The 20,398-nt window shown below is 72.5% G+C and carries 8 protein-coding genes; 4 read left to right on the top strand and 4 right to left on the bottom strand.

Going from position 1 to position 20,398, the window contains the following annotated elements:
* The first annotated feature begins 157 nt into the window (after nt 1–157).
* From IEY61_RS17525 to IEY61_RS17510, 4 genes are read left to right on the top strand one after another with little or no spacing between them, the layout of a single operon-like run.
* On the top strand, nt 158–1,381 hold the full coding sequence (locus IEY61_RS17525) for a cytochrome P450 (RefSeq protein ID WP_229706001.1): 1,224 nt from the start codon (nt 158–160) through the stop codon (nt 1,379–1,381).
* Nucleotides 1,378–13,989, top strand: a complete 12,612-nt coding sequence (locus IEY61_RS17520; protein WP_189045619.1) for a non-ribosomal peptide synthetase — start codon at nt 1,378–1,380, stop codon at nt 13,987–13,989. Before IEY61_RS17525 ends, IEY61_RS17520 begins: the two co-directional genes overlap by 4 nt.
* A complete protein-coding gene (locus tag IEY61_RS17515; RefSeq protein WP_189045617.1) occupies nt 13,986–14,210 on the top strand; it encodes an MbtH family protein in 225 nt (74 codons plus the stop codon). Before IEY61_RS17520 ends, IEY61_RS17515 begins: the two co-directional genes overlap by 4 nt.
* Nucleotides 14,207–15,346 (top strand): nucleotide disphospho-sugar-binding domain-containing protein, encoded by a 1,140-nt coding sequence (locus IEY61_RS17510; protein ID WP_189045615.1) that lies wholly within the window; start codon nt 14,207–14,209, stop codon nt 15,344–15,346. The genes IEY61_RS17515 and IEY61_RS17510 overlap by 4 nt, the downstream gene beginning before the upstream one ends.
* 56 nt (nt 15,347–15,402) lie before the next feature.
* Here IEY61_RS17510 and IEY61_RS17505 read toward each other — a convergent pair whose 3' ends face one another.
* Genes IEY61_RS17505 through IEY61_RS17490 form a run of 4 tightly spaced genes read right to left on the bottom strand, consistent with a single transcriptional unit; the run spans nt 15,403 to nt 19,735 of the window.
* Nucleotides 15,403–17,211, bottom strand: coding sequence for an ABC transporter ATP-binding protein (locus IEY61_RS17505; protein WP_189045613.1), 1,809 nt, complete (start codon nt 17,209–17,211; stop codon nt 15,403–15,405).
* A gap of 19 nt (nt 17,212–17,230) precedes the next feature.
* A complete protein-coding gene (locus IEY61_RS17500) occupies nt 17,231–17,647 on the bottom strand; it encodes a lasso peptide biosynthesis B2 protein (RefSeq protein ID WP_229706000.1) in 417 nt (138 codons plus the stop codon).
* Entirely contained in the window at nt 17,644–17,907 is a 264-nt protein-coding gene (locus IEY61_RS17495) for a lasso peptide biosynthesis PqqD family chaperone (protein WP_189045611.1), read from the bottom strand. The genes IEY61_RS17500 and IEY61_RS17495 overlap by 4 nt, the downstream gene beginning before the upstream one ends.
* Nucleotides 17,908–17,926: 19 nt before the next feature.
* Nucleotides 17,927–19,735 (bottom strand): asparagine synthase-related protein, encoded by a 1,809-nt coding sequence (locus IEY61_RS17490; protein WP_189045609.1) that lies wholly within the window; start codon nt 19,733–19,735, stop codon nt 17,927–17,929.
* Between the last annotated feature and the right edge of the window lie 663 nt (nt 19,736–20,398).

Below are 20,398 nucleotides of genomic sequence, written 5' to 3'. Positions count from 1 at the left end.
ACCCGTTGCCGAACCCTAGCGGCGGTGACGCCGGGCGGCACGGTGCAAGTGCACGGTGCGTTCCGGTTGATCGGCGGACGACGAAGTCAATATCTTTAATTGGGCGGGTGGGCAAACCCGATCCGGGAGAATTCTGTCCACCGGAAGCGGAGAGAACGTGGAACTCGAATCGTTCAGCACCATGCCGTACGACAAACGCGTCGTCGCCTTCTACGACTACCTCCGCCGCCGACGGGCCGAGGGTGCGGCCGGGCCGAGCTCGCGGCCCGCGGCGTTCGAGGTGTTCCGGTACGCCGAAGGGGTGCAGGTCCTCACCGACCACGCCACCTTCTCCAGCGACATGACCGGCGCGATCTCTGCCGACCAGGAGCAGCTTGCCCAGGCCGCCTCCGGTCACCTGGCCGGGGTGGACCCGCCGCGGCACACCCTGCTGCGGTCGATGGTCAGCTCGGTCTTCACCCCGCGCGTCATCGCCGACATGGAGCCCCGGATCACCCTGCTCGCTGAGCAGTTGCTCGACCGCGCCGCGGCAGGGGCGCCGGACGGTCGGATCGACATCGTGCACGACTACGCCGCACCGCTGACCGCCACGGTGATCGCCGAGCTGTTCGGTATCCCCGACGCCGACCACGAGAAGTTCGCCGGCTGGGCGGACATGCTGCTCGGCGCCAAGCCACCGGAGGAGGTGGTGGCGGACGCGGCGGCGCAGGAGCGGATCGGGGAGCTGCTGAACCAGGTCCTCGGCTACTTCCTCGCGCTGATCGACGACCGCCGCCGCAACCCGGGAGACGACCTCATCACCGGCCTGACCAGGGCGGAGATCGACGACCGGCCGCTCAGCGCGGAGGAGATCATCGGTGTGGTGTCCATGTTCCTGCTGGCAGGTTACCTACCGTCGTCGGTACTGATCGGCAATGTACTGATGGCCCTGGACGGGCATCCTGCCGCGTTCGCCGCGCTGCGTGAGCGCCCGGAGCGGTTGCCCGCGGTGGTGGAGGAGGTGCTGCGCTGGCGGCCCCCGCTGGCGCGTGACGTGCGGGTGGCCACCCGTGACGTCGAGCTGGACGGCGTGTTGATCCCGGCCGGCTCGACCGTGTGCGTGTGGCTGGCCTCGGTCAACCGGGACGAGCGGCGCTGGCCCGACCCGGAGACCTTCGACATCGACCGTCCGCACGCCTCCAACCTGGCCTGGGGCCGGGGCATCCACCACTGCCTCGGCTCGGCGCTGGCCCGGCTGGAGGTGACCGTCGCGCTGCAGACGCTGCTCCGGCGGTACCCCGATCTGCGCGTGGACCGGGAGCGCGAGGTGCGGTTCCACCCATCGCTGGGGATCCTCGGCCCGGCCCGGCTGCCGATCCTCACCTCCCGGGCCACGCAGTGAACGAAAAGAACGCCGCATATGTCATTCACACGTCGGGATCGTCCGGGAAGCCGAAAGGAATCGTAATCTCCCGGGCGGCACTCGGTAACCTCCTCGACGATTTTCGGGATCGCCTTTCATTTGATTCGACAGGTGTTTTCGCGGCGGTCACCACGGTGGCGTTCGACATTTCCGGCCTGGAATTGCTGCTGCCGCTGACCAGCGGCGGGCGGCTGGTGATCGCCACCGAGGAGGAACGCGTCGATCCGCGTCTTCTCGGCGATCTGCTGATCTCGTCCGGGGCCACCGTGGCGCAGGCGACGCCGGTGACCTGGGAGGCGCTGATCTCGGCCGGCGGCCACGGGCTGGACGGTCTGGAGGTCATGGTCGGCGGCGAGGCTCTACCGGCGGCGACGGCGGCGGCCCTGCACGGCCGCGCCCGGCGGGTGACCAACGTCTATGGGCCGACCGAGACGACGATCTGGTCCACCGCGGCGACGGTGGACGACGTCCCGGGCGCGCCGCCGATCGGCCGCCCGCTGCGCAACACCCGCATCTACGTGCTCGACGGCGCGCTACGGCTGGTGCCCACCGGCGCGCCCGGCGAGCTCTACATCGCCGGGGACGGTCTGGCCCGCGGCTACCACGGCCGCCCGGGGCTGACTTCCGGCCGTTTCGTCGCCGACCCGTACGGCCCGGCCGGCAGCCGGATGTACCGCACCGGTGACTTGGTACGCCTAGGTGGCGACGGCTCCCTGGAATATCTGGGCCGCAACGACGCGCAGGTCAAGATCCGCGGATTCCGGATCGAGCCGGGTGAGGTCGAGGCGGTGCTGGCCGGGCATCCCGGCGTGCAGCAGGCGGTCGTGACCGTCGCCATGGACGACCGTGGTGAGCGGCGCCTGGTGGCCCATGTCGTGCCACGTCCGGGGACAACGGTGGAAACCGCCGACTTGATCGAGTACGCGGCACGCGTGCTGCCCGGACACATGGTCCCCGCCGCGATCGGGGTGCTGGAGCGGTTGCCGTACACCCCCAACGGCAAGATCGACCGCGCCGCCCTGCCCGCGCCCGGTTTCGCCACGGCCGCCACCGGCCGCGGTCCGCGAAACCCACGCGAGGAGATCCTCTGCGAACTGGTCGGTGACGTCCTGGGCCTGCCCGGTGTCGGTATCGACGACAACTTCTTCCAGCTCGGCGGGCATTCGCTGCTGGCCACCCGGCTGGTCAACCGGATCCGGACCCGGTTCGGCGTCGACCTGCCGGTGCGGGCGGTCTTCGACGGGCCCACCGTCGCCGAGTTGGCCGGCCGCCTCGACCAGCACCGCCCAGCCCGTACGCCGCTGCGTCGCGCGGTGCGTCCGGAACGCCCGCCGATGTCGTTCGGCCAGCGTCGGATGTGGTTCCTCGACCGGCTCGGGGCGCGTGGCGCCTACAACATCCCGCTGACCCTGCGGCTCACCGGGGCCCTCGACGCGCGGCTGCTGGAGGCCGCGATCAACGACGTGGTGGCCCGACACGAGACGCTGCGGACGGTCTTCCCGCAGGACGGCGGCGAGCCGTGGCAGCGGGTCCTCGAAACGGCCACCTGCGGGCTGCCGGTGACCGCCACCGGACCATCCGACCTGGCCGGGCTGCTCGAGGCGGCCGCGGCCCGCCCGTTCGACCTGGAGCGGGAGATCCCGCTGCGGGCACACCTCTACCGGCTCTCGCCGGACGAGCACGTCCTGCTCATGGTGGTTCACCACATCGCCGGCGACGGCGGCTCGATGGCGCCGCTGGTGCGCGACCTCGCGGCGGCGTACGTCGCCCGGCGCGACGGGCGGAACCCGGGCCGCCCGGCCCTGCCGGTGCAGTACGCGGACGTCGCGATCTGGCAGCGTGACGTACTCGGCGACGAGGCCGACCCGGACAGCGCCATCGCGGCACAGTCGCGGTACTGGCAGCGGGAACTCGCCGGGTCGCCGCCAGAGCTGCCGTTGCCCGCTGACCGGGCCCGCCCGGAGGTCGCCCGTTTCGAGGGCGGCGCCGTCACCATCGACATGGACGCCCGCACACACGCCCGGCTGCTGGCTGTCGCCAGGGCCCACGGTGCCAGCCTGTTCATGGTGCTGCACGCGGCGCTGGCGGCGCTGCTGACCCGGCTCGGCGCCGGTCACGACATCCCGGTCGGCAGCCCGGTCTCCGGCCGCAACGACGAGGCGGTCGACGACCTGGTCGGCTTCTTCGTCAACACCCTGGTGCTGCGGACCGACACCAGCGGCGACCCCGTCTTCACCGACCTACTCGCCCGGGTCCGGAAGAAGACGCTCGCCGCCTTCGCCAACCAGGACGTCCCGCTGGAGCACCTCGTCGAACTGCTGAGCCCGGAGCGGTCCCTGGCCCGGCACCCGATCTTCCAGGTCTTCCTGGCCCTGCAGGACAGCGCCGTTCCGACCGTCGAGGTGCCCGGTATCCGGATCGTGCCGGAGCCGCCGCCGCTGCGTACGGCCAAGTTCGATCTCGCCCTTGACCTCCGGGAACGCTTCGGCGACGGCCGGGTCCCGGCCGGTCTCGGCGGAGCGCTGGAGTTCTCTGCCGACCTGTTCGAGCCGGCGACGGCGGCGGCGATCGCCCGACGGTTCGAGACGGTGCTGCGGGCGGTGGCCGCCAATCCCGGCTTGCGGGTCGGAGCGATCGACCTGTTCAGTGACGACGAGCGCGGCGCGATGCGCGGCCTTGCCGCGACACCGGCCGGGCCGAGCACCCCGCAGACGGTGCACGCCCGTTTCGCCGTGATCGCCGCCGCGGCACCGGACGCGATCGCGGTGCGGACCGAGCGGGGTGGGCTGACCCGCGGTGAGCTGGACGAGCGGGCCGGGCGGCTCGCCGGCCGGCTGGTCCGGGCCGGTGTCGGCCCGGAGACCAGGGTCGGGGTCTTCCTGGAACGCAACGCGGATCTGGCAGTCGCGCTGCTCGCGGTGCTGCGGGCCGGTGGCTGCTACGTGCCGCTGCACGAGTCGCATCCACCGCACCGCCTCGAGGAGGTCCTCGCCGACGCGGACGCGAGCGTGCTGCTGGTCGACCCGGTTACCGCGGCCGTGCCGCTGCGCACCGCGGCGACCGTCCTGGTCGTTGACGGCGACCACCCAGATTCCGGTCCGGTGGCGCCCGTGCAGCTACCGGGAACTGCGCTGGCCTGCGTCATGTTCACCTCCGGCTCGACCGGCCGGGCCAAGGGCGTCCAGGTGTCCCACGAGGACCTGCTGGCACTGGTCGACGACCCGTGCTGGAACGGCGAGGCGCACTCCCGGGTCCTGCTGCACGCCCCGTACGCGTTCGACATCTCCCACTACGAGCTGTGGGTGCCGCTGCTGCGCGGCGGTGAGGTGGTGATCGCGCCGCCCGGACGACTCGACCCGCGCACCATCGGCGACCTGGTGGAACGGTACGACGTCACGGCCGTGCACCTGACGGCCGGCCTGCTGCGGGTGGCCGCGGACGAGATCGGTGCCCGGCTGTCCGGCGTTCGTGAACTGCTCACCGGCGGCGACGTGGTGTCACCGGCCGCCGTGGCGCGGGTGCTCGCTGACGCCCCGCATCTGCGGGTCCGGCAGCTTTACGGTCCGACCGAGACGACGCTGTGCGTCACGTCCCACGAGATCTCCGCGCCGTTCACCGCCGGCGAGCGCCTGCCGTTGGGCCGCCCGCTCGCCGGGACCAGCACCCATGTCCTCAACGCGGCTCTGCAGCCGGTGCCGCCCGGCGTGCCCGGCGAGCTGTATGTCGGTGGCGCCGGCGTCACCCGCGGCTATCTCGGCCAGCCGGCCGGCACGGCGGAGCGATACGTCCCCGACCCGTGGGGGCCGCCGGGCAGCCGGATGTACCGCACGGGCGACATCGCCCGGTGGAACGACGACCTGCGGCTGGAATTCCTCGGCCGGGCCGACGACCAGGTGAAGGTGCGCGGCTTCCGGGTCGAGCTCGGTGAGGTCACGGAGCACGTCAGCCGCCATCCGCGGGTTCGTGAGGCCGAGGTCCTGGCCCGCCGCGACCACGACGGCGAGCAGCGGCTCGTCGCCTACGTCGTCCCGGAGCCCGGCGCGGACGACGAACCGGCGGCCTCGGCGCACGTCGACGAGTGGCGGCAGATCTACGAGGGCATGTACGGCGACCGGCACGAGGTTCCGTTCGGGTCGGACTTCTCGGGCTGGCAGAGCAGCTACGACGGCTGCCCCATCCCGGTCGACCAGATGCGGCGCTGGCAGCGCGAGACCGTCGAACGGATCGCGGCACTCGGCCCCGGGCGGGTGCTGGAGATCGGTGCTGGCAACGGCCTGATCCTGGCCGGCCTCGCCCCGCGCTCCACCGAGTACTGGGCCACTGACTTCTCCGCCGAGGCGATCGCACTGCTCCAGGCCGGGCTGGCGGCCCACTCCGGGCCGATGCCGCCGGTGCACCTGTCGGTGCGTCCGGCCGACGAGCTTGACGGCCTGCCCACCGGTCACTTCGACACGATCGTCCTCAACTCGGTCGTCCAGTACTTCCCGGCCGAGGACTACCTGCGGCGGGTGCTCGATGGCGTGCTCGGCCTGCTCGCACCCGGCGGAGCGGTCTTCGTCGGCGACGTGCGGAACCTGCACTTGCACCAGGCATTCCGTGCGGGCGTCGCGCTGGCTGCCGCCGAGCCGGGCGCCGACCCGGCCGGCCTGCGCACCACGGTGGACCGGGCCGTGCTGCGGGAGAAGGAACTGCTGGTGGCGCCGGAGTTCTTCGACGCACTCACCGGGGTGAGCGCCCAGGTCGCGCTCAAACAGACGGCTGCGGACAACGAGCTGAGCCGCTATCGCTACGACGTGGTGCTGCGTTCTGGCGAACCGGCGCACACCAGCGGCGATGGGGTGCGGTGGGTGTGGGGCCGCGACGCCGTCGACGCCGCTGACCTGCGCCGCCGCCTCGAGCGGGAACGGCCGGTGGCGTGCCGCCTGACTGGCGTGCCCAACGTCCGGGTCGCCGGCGACGTCAACGCGCTCCGGGTGATCCGGTCGTCCGCCCCGGCCGGTGGGGCGCCGCGAGGTGTGGAGCTCTCGGAGCTGCTCGAGGCGGGCGCCGCAGTCGGCTACCAGGGCCTTGCCACCTGGGCCGGCCATGGCGCCGCGGACGAGGTGGACGTCCTGCTGGCACTGCCGGAGCAAGGGCTTCCGGCCCGCACCGCGGACGGGCCACCGGCACCGGGCGAGTACACCAACAACCCGGTCCGGCTGCGGGAGTCGAGCCAGCTGCCCGGCGAGATCCGCGCCGCGCTGGCCGAACAGCTGCCGGTCTACATGGTCCCCGCCGTGGTGGTGGCGGTGGACCGGCTGCCGCTCACCGCGAACGGCAAGGTCGACCGCGACGCCCTACCGACGCCCGACCTGGCCGTGGCCGTGCGCGGCCGGGCGCCGTCCACCGACCGCGAGCGGCTTCTGTGCGAGCTCTTCGCCGAGGTGCTCGGCCTCGACGAGGTCGGCGTGGACGACAACTTCTTCGAGCTCGGCGGCCACTCCCTGCTCGCGGTCCGGCTGGTCAACGCGGTGCGGGTACGCACCGGCGTGGAACTGGGCGTCCGCGCCGTGTTCGAGGCGCAGACGGTGCTGGAACTGGTTCGGGCACTGGACTCCGGCGACCACGCCACCCCCGCCCTGCGCCCGGTCACCCGCCCGGACGTGCTGCCGCTGTCAGCGGCCCAGCGCCGGCTGTGGTTCCTCAACCGTCTCGGCGCCGGCGCCGGGAGCTATCTCATCCCGACGGTGGTGCGGCTGACCGGGCCGGTCGACGCGGCGGCGCTGGGCCGGGCTCTCGACGACGTGACCGACCGGCACGAGGTGCTCCGGACCACCTACCCGGAAGCCGGTCACGTGCCCCGCCAGGGGATCCTCCCCGAGGGCGCACTGCACGGCCTGCTGCGGGTGCGCGACGTGCCCCCCGGCGGGACCGACGCGGCACTGGCCGAGATCTGCGACCTGGACTTCGACCTCACCGTCGAGCCACCCCTGCGCGCCGTCCTGCTCCGCGAGGGCCCGCAGCGGCATGTGCTCGCGGTCATCCTGCACCACATTGCCGGCGACGGCTGGTCGATGGCCCCGCTGGCCCGTGACCTCGGGGTGGCCTACCGGGCCAGGGCGGTAGGGCAGGCTCCGGTCTTCACGCCACTGCCGGTGCAGTACGCCGACTACACGCTCTGGCAGCGCACCGTGCTCGGTGACGAGGACGACCCGGACAGCCGGTTCGCGCGGCAGCTGTCGTACTGGCGTACCGCCCTGGACGGCGTGCCGCACGAGCTCGCCCTGCCGGCCGACCGCCGCCGCTCGGAGGAGAGCGCGCCGGGCGGCCAGGTCCGCGTCGACCTGGGCCGGGACGTGCACGCGGCGGCGGTGCGGTTCGCCCACCGCTTCGGTGGCACGGTCTTCATGGTGCTGCACGCGGCGTTCGCGGCGCTGCTGACCAGGCTGGGCGCCGGCTCCGACATCCCGGTCGGCACCCCGGTGGCGGGGCGGTCCGACACCGCCCTGGACGACCTCGTCGGTTTCTTCGTCAACACCCTGGTGCTGCGGATCGACACCGGCGGCGACCCGTCGCTGGAGGAGCTCACGCAACGGGTCGCCCGAGTGGCGCTCGGCGCGTACGAGCATGCCGATGTGCCATTCGAGGCCGTCGTTGACGCCATGAACCCGGAGCGTTCCCTGGGCCGCCATCCGTTGTTTCAGGTGATGCTGGCGCTGCAGAACACCGCCGCACCAGCGGTCGCCATCGACGGCGTAGCGGCCGAGCCGGTCGACGCGCCGGTCACGGCTGCCAAGTTCGACCTGGACCTGCAGCTGAGCGAGCGGTTCGGGGACGGCTCTCCGGCCGGGATCAGCGGTTCTCTGAGCTACCGCGCCGACATGTTCGACGCGGAGACGGCGACGGCGATCGCGGAGCGGTTCGGGCGCCTGCTCGGCGCCGCGCTGGCAGACCCCACCACTCCGATCGGTGACCTCGACATCCTCACCGGGGACGAGCGGCGGGAGCTGGTCACCGGGCGGCGGGAGGCCGCCCGTACTCATGAACCGGCGGACTTCCCGGCCCGCTTCGCCGACGCCGCCCGGCGCTTCGCCGCAAGAACCGCGGTCAGCGACGGCGAACGGACCCTGACCTACGCCGAGCTGGACGAGCGTTCCACCCGGCTCGCCGCCGTGCTGGCCGGACAGGGCGCCCGGCCGGGGTCCGTGGTGGCGCTCCACCTGCCTCGCACAAACGGCCTCGTGGTAGCCGCGGTCGCGGTGCTCAAAGCCGGCGCCGCCTACCTTCCGCTGAATCCGCAGCAGCCGGCGCGGCGCACCGCTGGGCTGATCGCCGACGCCCGGGCCGCACTCGTGGTGACGACCGCGGACCGCCCCGTGGACGGGCCGCCGCCCGTGGTGATTGACGCGGGCGGGGAGACACGGTCCGAACCGGCCGGTGTGGTGGCGGCCGTGGTGCCGCCCGGGGCGCCCGCCTACGTGATCTACACGTCTGGGTCGACCGGCACGCCGAAGGGCGTCGTGGTCACCCGCCGCACCATGGCCGGTCTGTTGGACTGGGCCGTCGAGCGGTTCGGCCCGGACGGGCTGCGGCACGTGCTCGCCTCCACCTCGATGACCTTCGACGTGTCGGTGTTCGAGGTCTTCCCGCCGCTGCTGACCGGCGGTCACGTCGAGCTCGTCGCCGACCTGCTGGACCTGGCCGAACGGCCGTTCCGGGGCAGCCTGGTCAGCGGTGTCCCGTCGGTGTTCTCGGCACTGCTGGCCGACGGCGGGACAACCCTGGACGTGCAGCACGTGGTACTCGCCGGTGAGGGGCTGACCGGGCGAGTGCTGGGCCTGGTCCGCTCGGCGGTGCCGGGCGCAGAGATCCTCAACGCATACGGTCCGACCGAGGCCACCGTCTACGCCACCGAGTGGACCGCCGCCGGCGACGACATCGACCCGGCCCCGATCGGCCGGTCCCTGCCGGGTGGCCGCACCTACGTCCTCGACGCCCGGCTCCACCCGGTCCCGGACGGGGTCACCGGTGAGCTCTATCTCGGCGGCGACGGTGTCGCGCTGGGCTATCTGCGGCGGTCCGGGCTGACTGCGGAGCGTTTCGTCGCGGACCCGTACGTGCCCGGTGCGCGGATGTACCGGACCGGCGACCTGGTCCGCTGGAACCGTGCCGGACAGCTCATCTATCTGGGCCGCTCCGACGATCAGATCAAGCTGCGCGGTTTCCGCATCGAACCGGGCGAGGTGGAGGGCCATCTCGCCCGGCTGCCCGGCGTGCGGGAGGCGGTGGTGGCGGTTCGGCCGCTGGGCGGCGACACTCCGACGTTGGTGGGGTACGTGGTGCCCACCGCCGGGACGGTGCTCGACGGCGACGCGCTGATCCGCGACCTGGCCAGCTCCCTGCCGGGTCACCTGGTGCCGGCCGCGGTGGTGGTGCTCGACGCGCTGCCGCGCAATGCCAACGGCAAACTCGACCGGCGTGCGCTGCCGCAGCCGTCGCGCGGGCGCACGGGTCCGGCGCGGACGCCGGCCAGCCCGGCCGAGCAGGGGCTGTGCGCGGCATTCGCCACCGTGCTGGGGGTCGAGTCGGTCGGCGTCGACGACGGCTTCTTCGAGCTGGGCGGGCACAGTCTGCTCGCGGTGGAACTGGTTGCCGAGGTCCGGTCCACGATGGGTGTCGACCTGCCGTTGCGCGCGGTGTTCGCGACGCCGACCCCGGCGGGTCTGGCCGGCCGGCTGCGCAGCCCGGAGGACGGCCTGGCGGGACTGGGCCGACTGCGGCTGCCGGAGCGACGCCCGCTGTCGCCGGCTCAGCAGCGGCTGTGGCTGCTCGACCGGCTGGAGGGGCCGTCGGCGACCTACAACGTGCCGTGGGCGGTGCGGTTCACCGGCCCGGTGGACCGGGCCGCGCTCGCCGCCGCCCTCAGAGACGTGACCGAGCGGCACGAACCGTTGCGGACGCTCATCGCGGAGGACGGCGACGGCCCGTACCGGGTGATCGCCGAGGCCGGCCTCGAGGTGCCGGTGACCCAGGTGACGGAGTCCGGCTGGGAGGCCGTCCTGCACACGCTGGCAGGGGAGCCGTTCCTTCTCGCCGAGCAGCCGCCCATGCGGGCCGGGCTGCTCGCCGTCGGTCCGGACGAGCACATCCTCGTCTTGGTGTTTCACCACGTCGCCGTGGACGGGCTGTCGATGGGGCCGCTACTGCGGGACCTCGCGGTGGCGTACCGGGCCCGGGCGGCCGGTGCGGAACCGGAGTTCAGCCCGTTGTCGGTCACCTACTCCGACTACGTCGCCTGGCAGCAGGGCGCACTCGGCGCCTCCGAGGACCCACGCTCCCCGCTGGCGAAGGCCCTGGCCTACTGGGCGGACCGGCTGAACGGGCTGCAGCAGGAGACGCCGCTGCCGGCCGATCGGCCCCGCCCGGCGGTCCCGCGCCACCGCGGCGGCAACGTCGGCATCGGCCTCGACGCCGGCAGCCACCAGCGGCTCGCCGAGGTGGCCCGGGAGCACGGCGTCACCGTCTTCATGGTCTTGCAGGCGATGGTGTCCGGACTGCTCACCCGGCTCGGCGGTGGCACCGACATCGCGCTCGGCACTCCCGTCGCGGGACGGCCCGACCGCCGCCTCGAGCCGCTCGTCGGCTTCTTCGCCAACACGCTGGTGGTGCGCACCGACACGTCCGGCGACCCGGCCCTGCGGGATCTGCTCGCCCGGGTGCGGCAGACGGCGCCCGGCGACTACGCGCACGCGACCGTGCCGTTCGAACGGGTCGTGGAGACCCTCGCCCCGGTGCGTTCGGTCGCCCGGCACCGGTTGTTCCAGGTCATGCTTGCGTTGCGGCCCGAGCACCCGGCACTGGACCTGCCCGGTCTGCACGTCACCGCGGTGGAACCGGCTGTATCGGTGGCACGTTTCGACCTCGAGTTCGACCTGTGGGAAACCCGGGAGTCGTCCGGGCGGGAGGCCGGCATCGGGGGCCGGCTCCGCTACGACGTCGATCTCTTCGACGAAGCGACGGCGGCCGGCATCGCGGAACGGTTCCGGCTGCTGGTAACCGGTCTGATCAGCGATCCGGGTACGCGACTGAGCTCCCCGGACCTGCTGCTGGACGCCGAGCGGGCGGTGCTCGCGCGCTGGGCGGCCGGCCAGTGCGCACCCGAGCCCCGGACACTGCCGGAGTTGTTCCGGAGCCGGGCCGGGCTCGTACCCGATCGGATTGCCGTCCGCCAAGGGGAGCGCCGGCTGACCTACCGCCAGCTCGACCAGCGGTCGGACGCGTGGGCGAGCGTCCTCGCGGGCCGGTACGGCGTGGGCCCGGAGACCGTCGTGGCGGTGGCGCTGCCGCAGGGACCCGACCAGGCCGTCGCGCTGCTGGCGGTGACGAAGGCTGGTGGTGCTCACCTTCCGATCGATCTGGAACAGCCGGCGGATCGGGCACGGCGGATGCTGGACGATGCCGTACCGGTGCTGATTCTCACCGACCACCCGGATGCCGGAAGGTTCCCGCCCGGCGTGCCCGTCCTGCTGAGCGGCGATCTGCCGGAGGCGCTGCCGGCCGGCGTCGCCGCCTGGCCGGAGCCGCTGCCCGACCACCCCGCTTACGTGATCTTCACGTCCGGGTCGACCGGGCGCCCCCGCGGTGTGGTGGTGTCGCACCGAGGCATCGCGAACCTGGTGGAGGGCCAGCGGGAACGCTTCCGGATCGGGCCGGAGGACCGGCTGCTGCGGTTCGCGTCGCCGGGCTTCGACGCGTCGTTCGCCGAGACGGCGGTCGCCCTGCTCAGCGGCGCCGAGATCTTCTACGCCGACCCGGCCGGCCTGCTGCCCGGCCCGGCACTGGAACGCCTGGTCGCCGACGCCGGGATCACCCAGCTCACACTCCCGCCGGCGGCGCTGCCGCTGCTGTCGCCCGATCGGCTCGCGTCGGTGCGCACACTGGTCCTCGCCGGTGAGGCGGTGCCGGTCGAGGCGGTACGGCAGTGGGCGGGTGGTCGCCGTCTGATCAACGCCTACGGCCCGACGGAGGTCACCGTCTGCGCCACGATGAGTGAGCCGCTGACACCCGGCGACCCGCCGGCCATCGGCGGCCCGTTCGGCGGGGTCCGCGCCAAGGTGCTGGACGAACGGCTGCGCCCGGTGCCGCCGGGGGTGCCGGGTGAACTCTACGTCGGCGGCCCCGGTCTGGCCCGCGGCTATCTCGGCGACCCGGCCCAGACCGCGAGCCGTTTCGTCGCCGACCCGGACGGCTCCGGTGATCGGCTCTACCGCACCGGCGACGTGGTTCGCTGGGACGGCGCGGGGTCGATGCACTTCCTCGGTCGCGCCGACGACCAGCTGTCGGTGCGCGGGTTCCGGGTGGAGCCGAGGGAGGTCGAGAACGCCTTGCTCGGCGAGCCTTCCGTCGCCCAGGCCACGGTGATCGGGGTGCCCGGGGTGGACGGTGCGCTCGCCCTGGCCGCCTACGTCACGTTGGCCGCGGGAACCCGCGCCGACGCTGCCCAGCTGCGACGTGACCTTGGCGCCCGGCTGCCCGCCTACCTGGTCCCCGCGACGGTGACGGTGCTGGACCGGCTGCCGACGACCGCCAGCGGCAAATTGGACCGGCGGGCCCTGCCCGCGCCCCGAGCCACCGTCACCGGGGCGGCCGCGCCGGGCGATCCGCGTGAGCAGATCCTGGTCGGGCTCTTCGCTGAGGTGCTGGGCCGGCCGGTCGGTGTGCATGACGACTTCTTCGACCTGGGCGGACACTCGCTGGCGGCGGCCCGACTGGTGGCGCGCATCCACGCGGTGTTGGGCATCGACGTACCGCTGCGGGCGCTGTTCACCGCGCCGACGGTGGCCTCGCTGTCCTGCGCGCTGCACGACGGAACGGAGGGGGAGGATCTTCAGCCCCTGCTGCCGCTGCGGCCGGCCGGCAGCGGCGTGCCGATGTTCTGCGTGTCTCCGGCCGGTGGGCTGGCCTGGTCCTACGTGGGACTCGCCCGGCATCTGCCCGCCGACGTCCCGCTCTTCGGGTTGCAGGATCCGGGCCTGACCGGGGCGGACGCCCTGGCCGGACTGGACGTCCCGGCGCTCGCCGCGCATCACCTGGAACTGCTGCGCCGAGTCCGCCCGGGCGGGCCTTACCACCTGCTCGGTTGGTCGGTCGGCGGCCTGGTCGCGCACGAGATGGCGGTGCGGTTGCAGGAGCTCGGGGAGCCCTGCGGCGTCCTCGCCGTGCTGGACGCCTATCCGCTGACCGACCCGGCCGTCCCGCTGCCCCGCGACGAGCAGGTGCGGGCCGCGGTCCGGGCACAGACCGCCGCGTTCGCGTTGCCGCCAGAGTTGACCGGACGGATGGCGGAGATCTACGCGCGGTCCGCGCGTGCCGCCGTCGGCTTCACCCCGGGCCGTTTCCACGGCGACCTGTTGCATTTCCGGGCCGCCGGCGAACCCGAGTCCCGCGGCCTGCACGCTGCGGCGTGGCGCGAGCACGTCAGCGGCACGGTCCACGAACACGCCCTCCCCGGCACCCATGACGCGATGACCGCACCCGCGGCGCTGGCGGAGATCGGCCGCGTCGTGGCCGGCGCCCTCGCCCCGGACGACAGGAAGGACACCCGGTGACCAACCCCTTCGACGACGAGAACGGCGTATTCCTAGTTCTGCGCAACGACGAGGGTCAGCACTCGCTCTGGCCGGAGTTCGCCCCGGTGCCCCAGGGCTGGCAGACAGTGTTCGGCCCAGACAGCCGGCCGGCCGCCCTCGACTACGTGGAGCGAACCTGGACCGACATGCGCCCGGCGAGCCTGGCAGCCGTCATGGACGGTGCGAGCACCGCTTCATGAAGGTTCTCATGATCGGCGTACCCGGGTCGGGCCTGTTCCTCCCCACGATCCCGCTCGGGTGGGCGCTGCGCACAGCGGGCCACGAGGTGGTGGTGGCCAACAACGGTGCCGCGGCCGCGGCGGTCACCCGGGCCGGGCTCTGCGCCGTCGACCCGTGCCCGGACGTCGACGTGTTCGCCGAGTTCATGGCGGCCAGCTACCTGATCAACACGACTGCGGCGGGGCAGCCTCGCCCGCGCCGGGGTGGCCTCGGCCTGTTCGGCGAGGAGATGGCCGAGGGGCTGCTGGCGGTCGGCCGGGACTACCGACCCGACCTGGTCGTGTCGACCCTCGAACAGGGGGCCGGTCCGTTGGTCGCAGCCGCGCTCGGGGTACCGCACGTCGAACAGAGCGTCCGGCTTGCCTGGGCCGGTGACGACGAGGTGGCCGAGGGGCACCGGCGCCGGATCGCGGACTATCTGGAACCGACCCGGCAACGCCTCGGCATCCCGGAGCCGCCCGCCCGCGGCGCTACGATCGACCCGCGGCCGCCGTCACTGGGCGGGGGTGAACGGCCGGGGCGGTGGCCGGCGCGGTATGTGCCGTACAACGAGGCGCGGACGCTGCCGGACTGGCTGCTGCGGCCGTGCGAGAAGCCGCGGGTGTGCGTCACGCTGGGCACGGTGCTGTCATCTGGCAGCGTTGACGGCGTCGGCGCGCTGCTGGCGGCGCTGGCGCGGACCGGGGCGGAGATCGTCGTGACCCTGGAACCGGGGCTGCTCGATCCGCAGGAACTGCCCGGCAATGTGCGCCTGGCCGGGTGGGTGCCGCTGCACGCCCTGCTGCCCTCCTGCACCGCGATCGTGCACCACGGCGGGGCCGGCACTGCGCTGACCGCGCTCGCGGCCGGTGTGCCGCACCTGGTGCTGCCGCACAACGCCGACCAGCCGGCGAACGCCGAGGTCCTGGTCCGGCGTGGGGTGGGGGTGTCCCTCGACCCGGCCGCGGCGCGCCCGGACGAGGCCGAGGGCGCTCTGGTGCGGTTGCTGACCGACGGGGCGATTCGCGCTGCGGCGGAGGAGGTACGGGCGGAGGTCGCCGCTCAGCCGCCCCTGCATACGGTGGTGGACCGTCTGGAAGCGTTCGCCGCGCGATAAGAGCCAACGTCGCCCCGGCCGTATTCGTGCGGCCGGGGCGACGTCGGTTGCAGCGGTCAGTCCAGCAGTTGGTTGTGGGCCAGTTCCCGGTAGAGCGGTGACGCGGTCAGCAATTCGGTGTGGGTGCCCTGGGCCACCACCCGGCCGCCGTCCAGCACGACGATCGAATCGGCGGCGACCACCGTGGAGAGCCGGTGGGCGATCACGATGATCGACTGGGCGCCGCTCTTGGCGTGGATGATGTCCTGCACGACCTTCTCGTTGTTGCTGTCCAGGTTCGAGGTGACCTCGTCGAGCAGCAGGACCGGTGACTCGGCGAGCAGTGCCCGGGCGATCGCGAGGCGCTGTCGTTCCCCGCCGCTGAGCAGGGTGCCGTCCTCGCCGACCTGGGTGTCGAGGAACATTTCCGCCGCAGCGGCGGTGGGCGCCAGGTTGACCCGCAGCAGGGCAGCAGCGCACTCCTGGTCCGAGGCGGCCCGCGCGCCGAGCAGCAGATTGTCGCGGATCGTGCCAGGAAGGGCCGGCGCGTCCTGCTCGACGTAGGCGATCTGCCCCCGCAGGTAGTCGCGCGGCAGCCGGCGTACGTCGTCACCGCGGAAACGGATGGTCCCGCTGGTCGGCTCGTAGAAGCGTTCCAGCAGCCCGAACAGCGTCGACTTGCCCGCGCCGGACGGGCCCACGACAGCTGTCGTCCGGCCCTCGGCAAAGGCGACGGTGACGTCCCGCAGGGCCGGCGCGCCCTCTGCCGGGTCGGCGTCGGTACGCCCGGGATAGCGGAACGACACCTCGTCCAGGGCAAAGGTCGGCGTGCCCGGGATGCCCGATGTCACGGCCACGTCCGCGTCGTCGGTCTCGGCGGGCATGTTCTCGACCGCGAGGATGCGGGTGAGCGACCCGAAGGCGGTGGCCATCATCGACAGCAGGCTGCCGAACTGGGCGATCGGCGCGGCTATCAGGAGCAGGTACATGAGAAAGGCGCTGAGCTGCCCGACGGTGAGCGACCCGGCGGCCACCCGGATCGCGCCGACCGCGACGACCGAGATGAGCAGCAGTTGCAGCGCGACCCCGGTGAAGGTCTGCAGCACGGCGCGCAGCCCGGCGATGGCGTAACCCGCCTCCAGCACGGTGGCGGCCTTGCCGGTCGCCCGGTCCGCCTCGTGGGCGGTGGACACCGTGGCGCGGATGGTCCGCATCGAGCCGAGGGCCTTGGTGAAGGTGCCGCCCAGGTCACCGAGCGCGTTCTGGGAGCGCAGCCCGGCCGGCCGGGTCCGCCGCCCGATCGCGTAAAGGGCCGCCACGACCACGCAGATCACCGAGACGGCGAGCGCGAGCAGCACCCCGTCGATGAGCGCCATCAGGACCACCGAGGCGACCACCATGACCAGGCTGGTTGCCAGTTCCACCAGGCCCGAGCTGAGGATCGACTGGGTGTGCGAGACGTCGCCGGTGAGACGGGCGGCGAGGTCACCGCGGTCGTTGCGGTCCAGCACGCCGATCCGTACCCGATAGATGTGCCGGATCAGGCGTGCGCGGGTGTCGAAGGCGAACCGTTCGCCGGTGCGCTGCAGAACGAGTTGTTGCAGAGCGGTGAGTACCGCGCCGCCGATCAGCAGGGCCAGTAGCGCGGTGACCGAGGCGGCTGAGACGCTGCCGGCGAAGGAGTCGACGGCGTTCGCCACGATCAGCGGCTGGACGGCGGTGAGCGCGGTCGCCGTGAGGCCGAGGGCCCCGGCAAGCAACATGCGTGACCGGTAGGGCCGCAGCAGCCGGAAGGCATCCGGGAAACCGGCGGGCGGGGGCGGCGGGGCGGGTTCTACGGCCGGTGCCGGCGGGGCGGCGGCAGGCTGCACAGCGGTGGTGGTCAAGAGCCGGACCTCGATTCCGTCATGGGGTGGGCGCCACTTCGAGGACGATGTGGAAGTGCGTCACCACGGGCGGCTCGTCGACCGGCGCTCCGTCGGCCTCCACCCAGGCGTGGGCGACGAACGGGTCGGGCCGGAAGCCGGTCCGCCAGGTGGGTGCCGTGCCGAAGACACGGCAGGCCAGTACCACCGCGACGGACCGTTGCAGGCAGCCGTTGCCGGCGCAGCGGACGCTGACCGTGTTGGCCGCGCCGCGCCAGTAGGACACCTGTTGCGGGTCGGCCGCCTTGGCGCCCTTGACCACGACGGTCAGCACCCGGCAGATGGCCGTCGGTGGCAGCCGGGTCAGGAACCAGGCGGTACTCGTGGCCATCCGGGCCAGCAGCCCGTGTCGGAGGCCGAGCCTCAGCCCGGACTGGGCGATGATGGGCGCGCTCACGGCCGGATCCGGTCGACGATCTTCGCCTCGCGCAGTTCCTCGATCAGGGCAAGGTGGTCGTTCCTGATCTGCTGCTCGTCTACTCCGACGGTGGTGGCGATCTCCTTCATCAGGTCGTCGAAGTCCCGCCCGCGCTCCAGTTCCTCGAGCATGGTGATCGCCGTGCCGTTGAGATGCCAGTAGACGCCCCGCCTGGTGTCGAGAAGCACCTTGCCGTCCTCGACCTCGACTATCGAGAGTCCCTGCTTGAGCCTGATCACAGCGTTGCCTCCTTGTCGGTCACGTTCCGTGCACCGACCGGAGCCAGCGCTCGGCGAAGACGATGTTGTCCAGGTCGGCGTAGCTGGTGCCGCTCACGGTGAACTCGCTGGCGGCGCGCACGATGCGCTCGGCCGAGACCAGACCCATCTCCTCCAAGGCGGAGCCGTTGGCGAACAGGTCGTGCAGCAGTGGCTTCAGCGCCTTGTGCTGGTGGAAGGTCTCGGCGGTGTAGTCGCCCTTGTCCGTGCGGGTGAAGTAATCCAGCGACATCGCGGCCGGCCGGGCCGCTGCCAGCAACGGCTTCGGCGGGCGCTGGTGCGCCCGGTCGCCGATGCGCAGGGCGAGGCTGGTCTCGACGATGCGCCGGTCGAGGTACGGGCTGTCGAAGAGCACTCCCGCGCCCGGCGTGGCGGCCTGGTTCATCCGACGGACGGCGTTGCCGTGCGCGACCAGGTACTGAAGGATCTGATGGCTGGTCCGGTCGGCGGCGAGCGGGGCTGGCTCGTCCCGGGCGGCGTCGGCGGCCGCCCGGCGCAGGTGTTCCCGTGCGGTCTCGGTCAGCGCGGGGTGCGCGTTTGGCAGGGTGACCCATCGGGCCCAACTGGTGATGTCTTCGTCGCGCCCGTCGAAGGTGTGCCCGGCGATCCGGAGTAGGTCCTCGCGGTAGGAGTTGTTGCTCGCCAGCATCCGCACGGTCGTCCCGAGCCGGTACCGGTTGAGCAGCCGCAGCCGCCAGGTGCGGCGCAGCCGTCCCCTTTCCCCGGAGCGCATCAGCGACCACAGCATGGTCGACACCGGCCCGAAGAGCGCGTCGCCGGCGTGCCCGTTGAGGTGCAGGCTGGTGTCGGTGTCGGCCATCGCCCGGAGCACCAGGGGGACCGCCCCGACCGCGGTGTTGGCCATGCTCGGCCCCTCGGGACAGGTCTCGACCGTGCAGGTGCGTTCGTCGAGCAGGTAGGGCACGAGGTCGGCATAGGGTACGACGCGATGCTCGGTGTCCAGCTCGGAGGCGGCCCGCCCGGCCCAGATGTGATCGTTGTTGGCCATGTCAGCGGTCTCGAGGAAGAGCGTGTGCGCCTTGCGGCCGATGCCGGCCAGGAAGAAGTTGAGCGTCGTGGAGTCGAGCCCACCGGACAGGTCCGCGCTGACGGTCTGGTGTGCCCAGGTGCGCAGGCGCAGCGCGGCCGCGATGTCGTCGTGCAGCCGGCCGACGAGATCTTCCAGCGAGCCGTCCGGCTCCGGTGGCCGCCACCACGTCACCGGGACGGGCGGCCGGTCCTGTCGGGAGTCGAGCCACTGGCCGGGGCCTGCGGGCCGCACACCGGCCCAGATGCTGTTCAGGCCGAACGGATGGGAGATTTCGGCGTTGGTCAGCCGGCTCGCGACGACCGCGGGGTCAGGTCGCAGCCCGGCCAGGTCGCGCAGCGTCGCCTGCTCGTCGGCGACGAGGTGCACCCCGTCGACGACAGCCCAGCACAGCGACTTGGTGAGCAGCGGCGGGGCCTGCGAGCGCAGCCGCCCATGCTGGCGGGCGAAGACGAGCACGTCGCCCTCGGCCAGGCCGGCGGCGAGTGTGTCGAGTTCCACGACCGAGCTGTGCCCAGCGGCGAGCCGGGCGAGATCATCGTCGTCGACCGTCATAGTGGTGCCGATGGCGACGATGTCGAGGTCGCCGGTGCGCGCGCTCACGACTCGGCGGCCGTCCGCGGTGCCGGCGATCCAGGGACGGCCGGACGGGTGGCGGAAGAGGACCGTGCCAACCAGCTGGGCGATCCGGGCGGTGAGCGCCGGCGGCACCGGGACGTCTGGCAGTACGACCACTGGCATGCTGGCTCCCGATCAATGGACGGTGGAGTCGCGTTTGGTGCCGGGCGGGCACGGACCGGAGGACCCGGTCCGTGCCCGCCCGCGGTGTATTACCAGTGGATGACGATCAGGGCCGGCGAGTTGAAGATGTCCCGCTCACGGGCGCTGCCCAGGCTCTTGGTGACGGTCTCGAACTTGCCGACGAGGGTGAGCTTCGGGGCGGTGTACATGCTGTACTCCGATCTGTTAGAGCGGTTCCCAGTGAGCGCTGATCTGCGCCACGGGTGAAAGTTACGGCGATCGAACTGCATCTCGGTAGCTGGGTTAGCCGAGAATCGGGTTGGTTGACGTGGCGCCGGAGGGGCTGATATTTCGCGCGCCCGGACGTGGACACCCTCTGCTCCGTGAGATTCCCACGGGTTCGCAGCGCCGCCGGGAAGCAAGCCGTCGCCCGCGCCGGCAAGCTGACGCGGCCTGTCCCGAGGCTGCCTGTGCACGGCTCGGCATGCCTTGGGGTTCGCGCCATTCATATTTATGTCCTTGATTGCCAAAGTGGTAACGAAACGGTCCGCACAACCCTACGGCGAAGTTCGACTCTCCGTCCGGCCTCAACAGTTTCCACGGGCGTGGAAAAGTCGGACAGTGTTTGTGCGGGGCCTGTGCGTGATGGTCCGTGTGGATTTT

Source organism: Micromonospora sonchi (assembly GCF_014646235.1).
In the GTDB taxonomy this organism is placed as follows: Bacteria; Actinomycetota; Actinomycetes; order Mycobacteriales; family Micromonosporaceae; genus Micromonospora; species Micromonospora sonchi.
The sequence above is the reverse complement of the archived record's forward strand: the minus strand, read 5'-3'. Positions and strand labels throughout refer to the sequence as shown.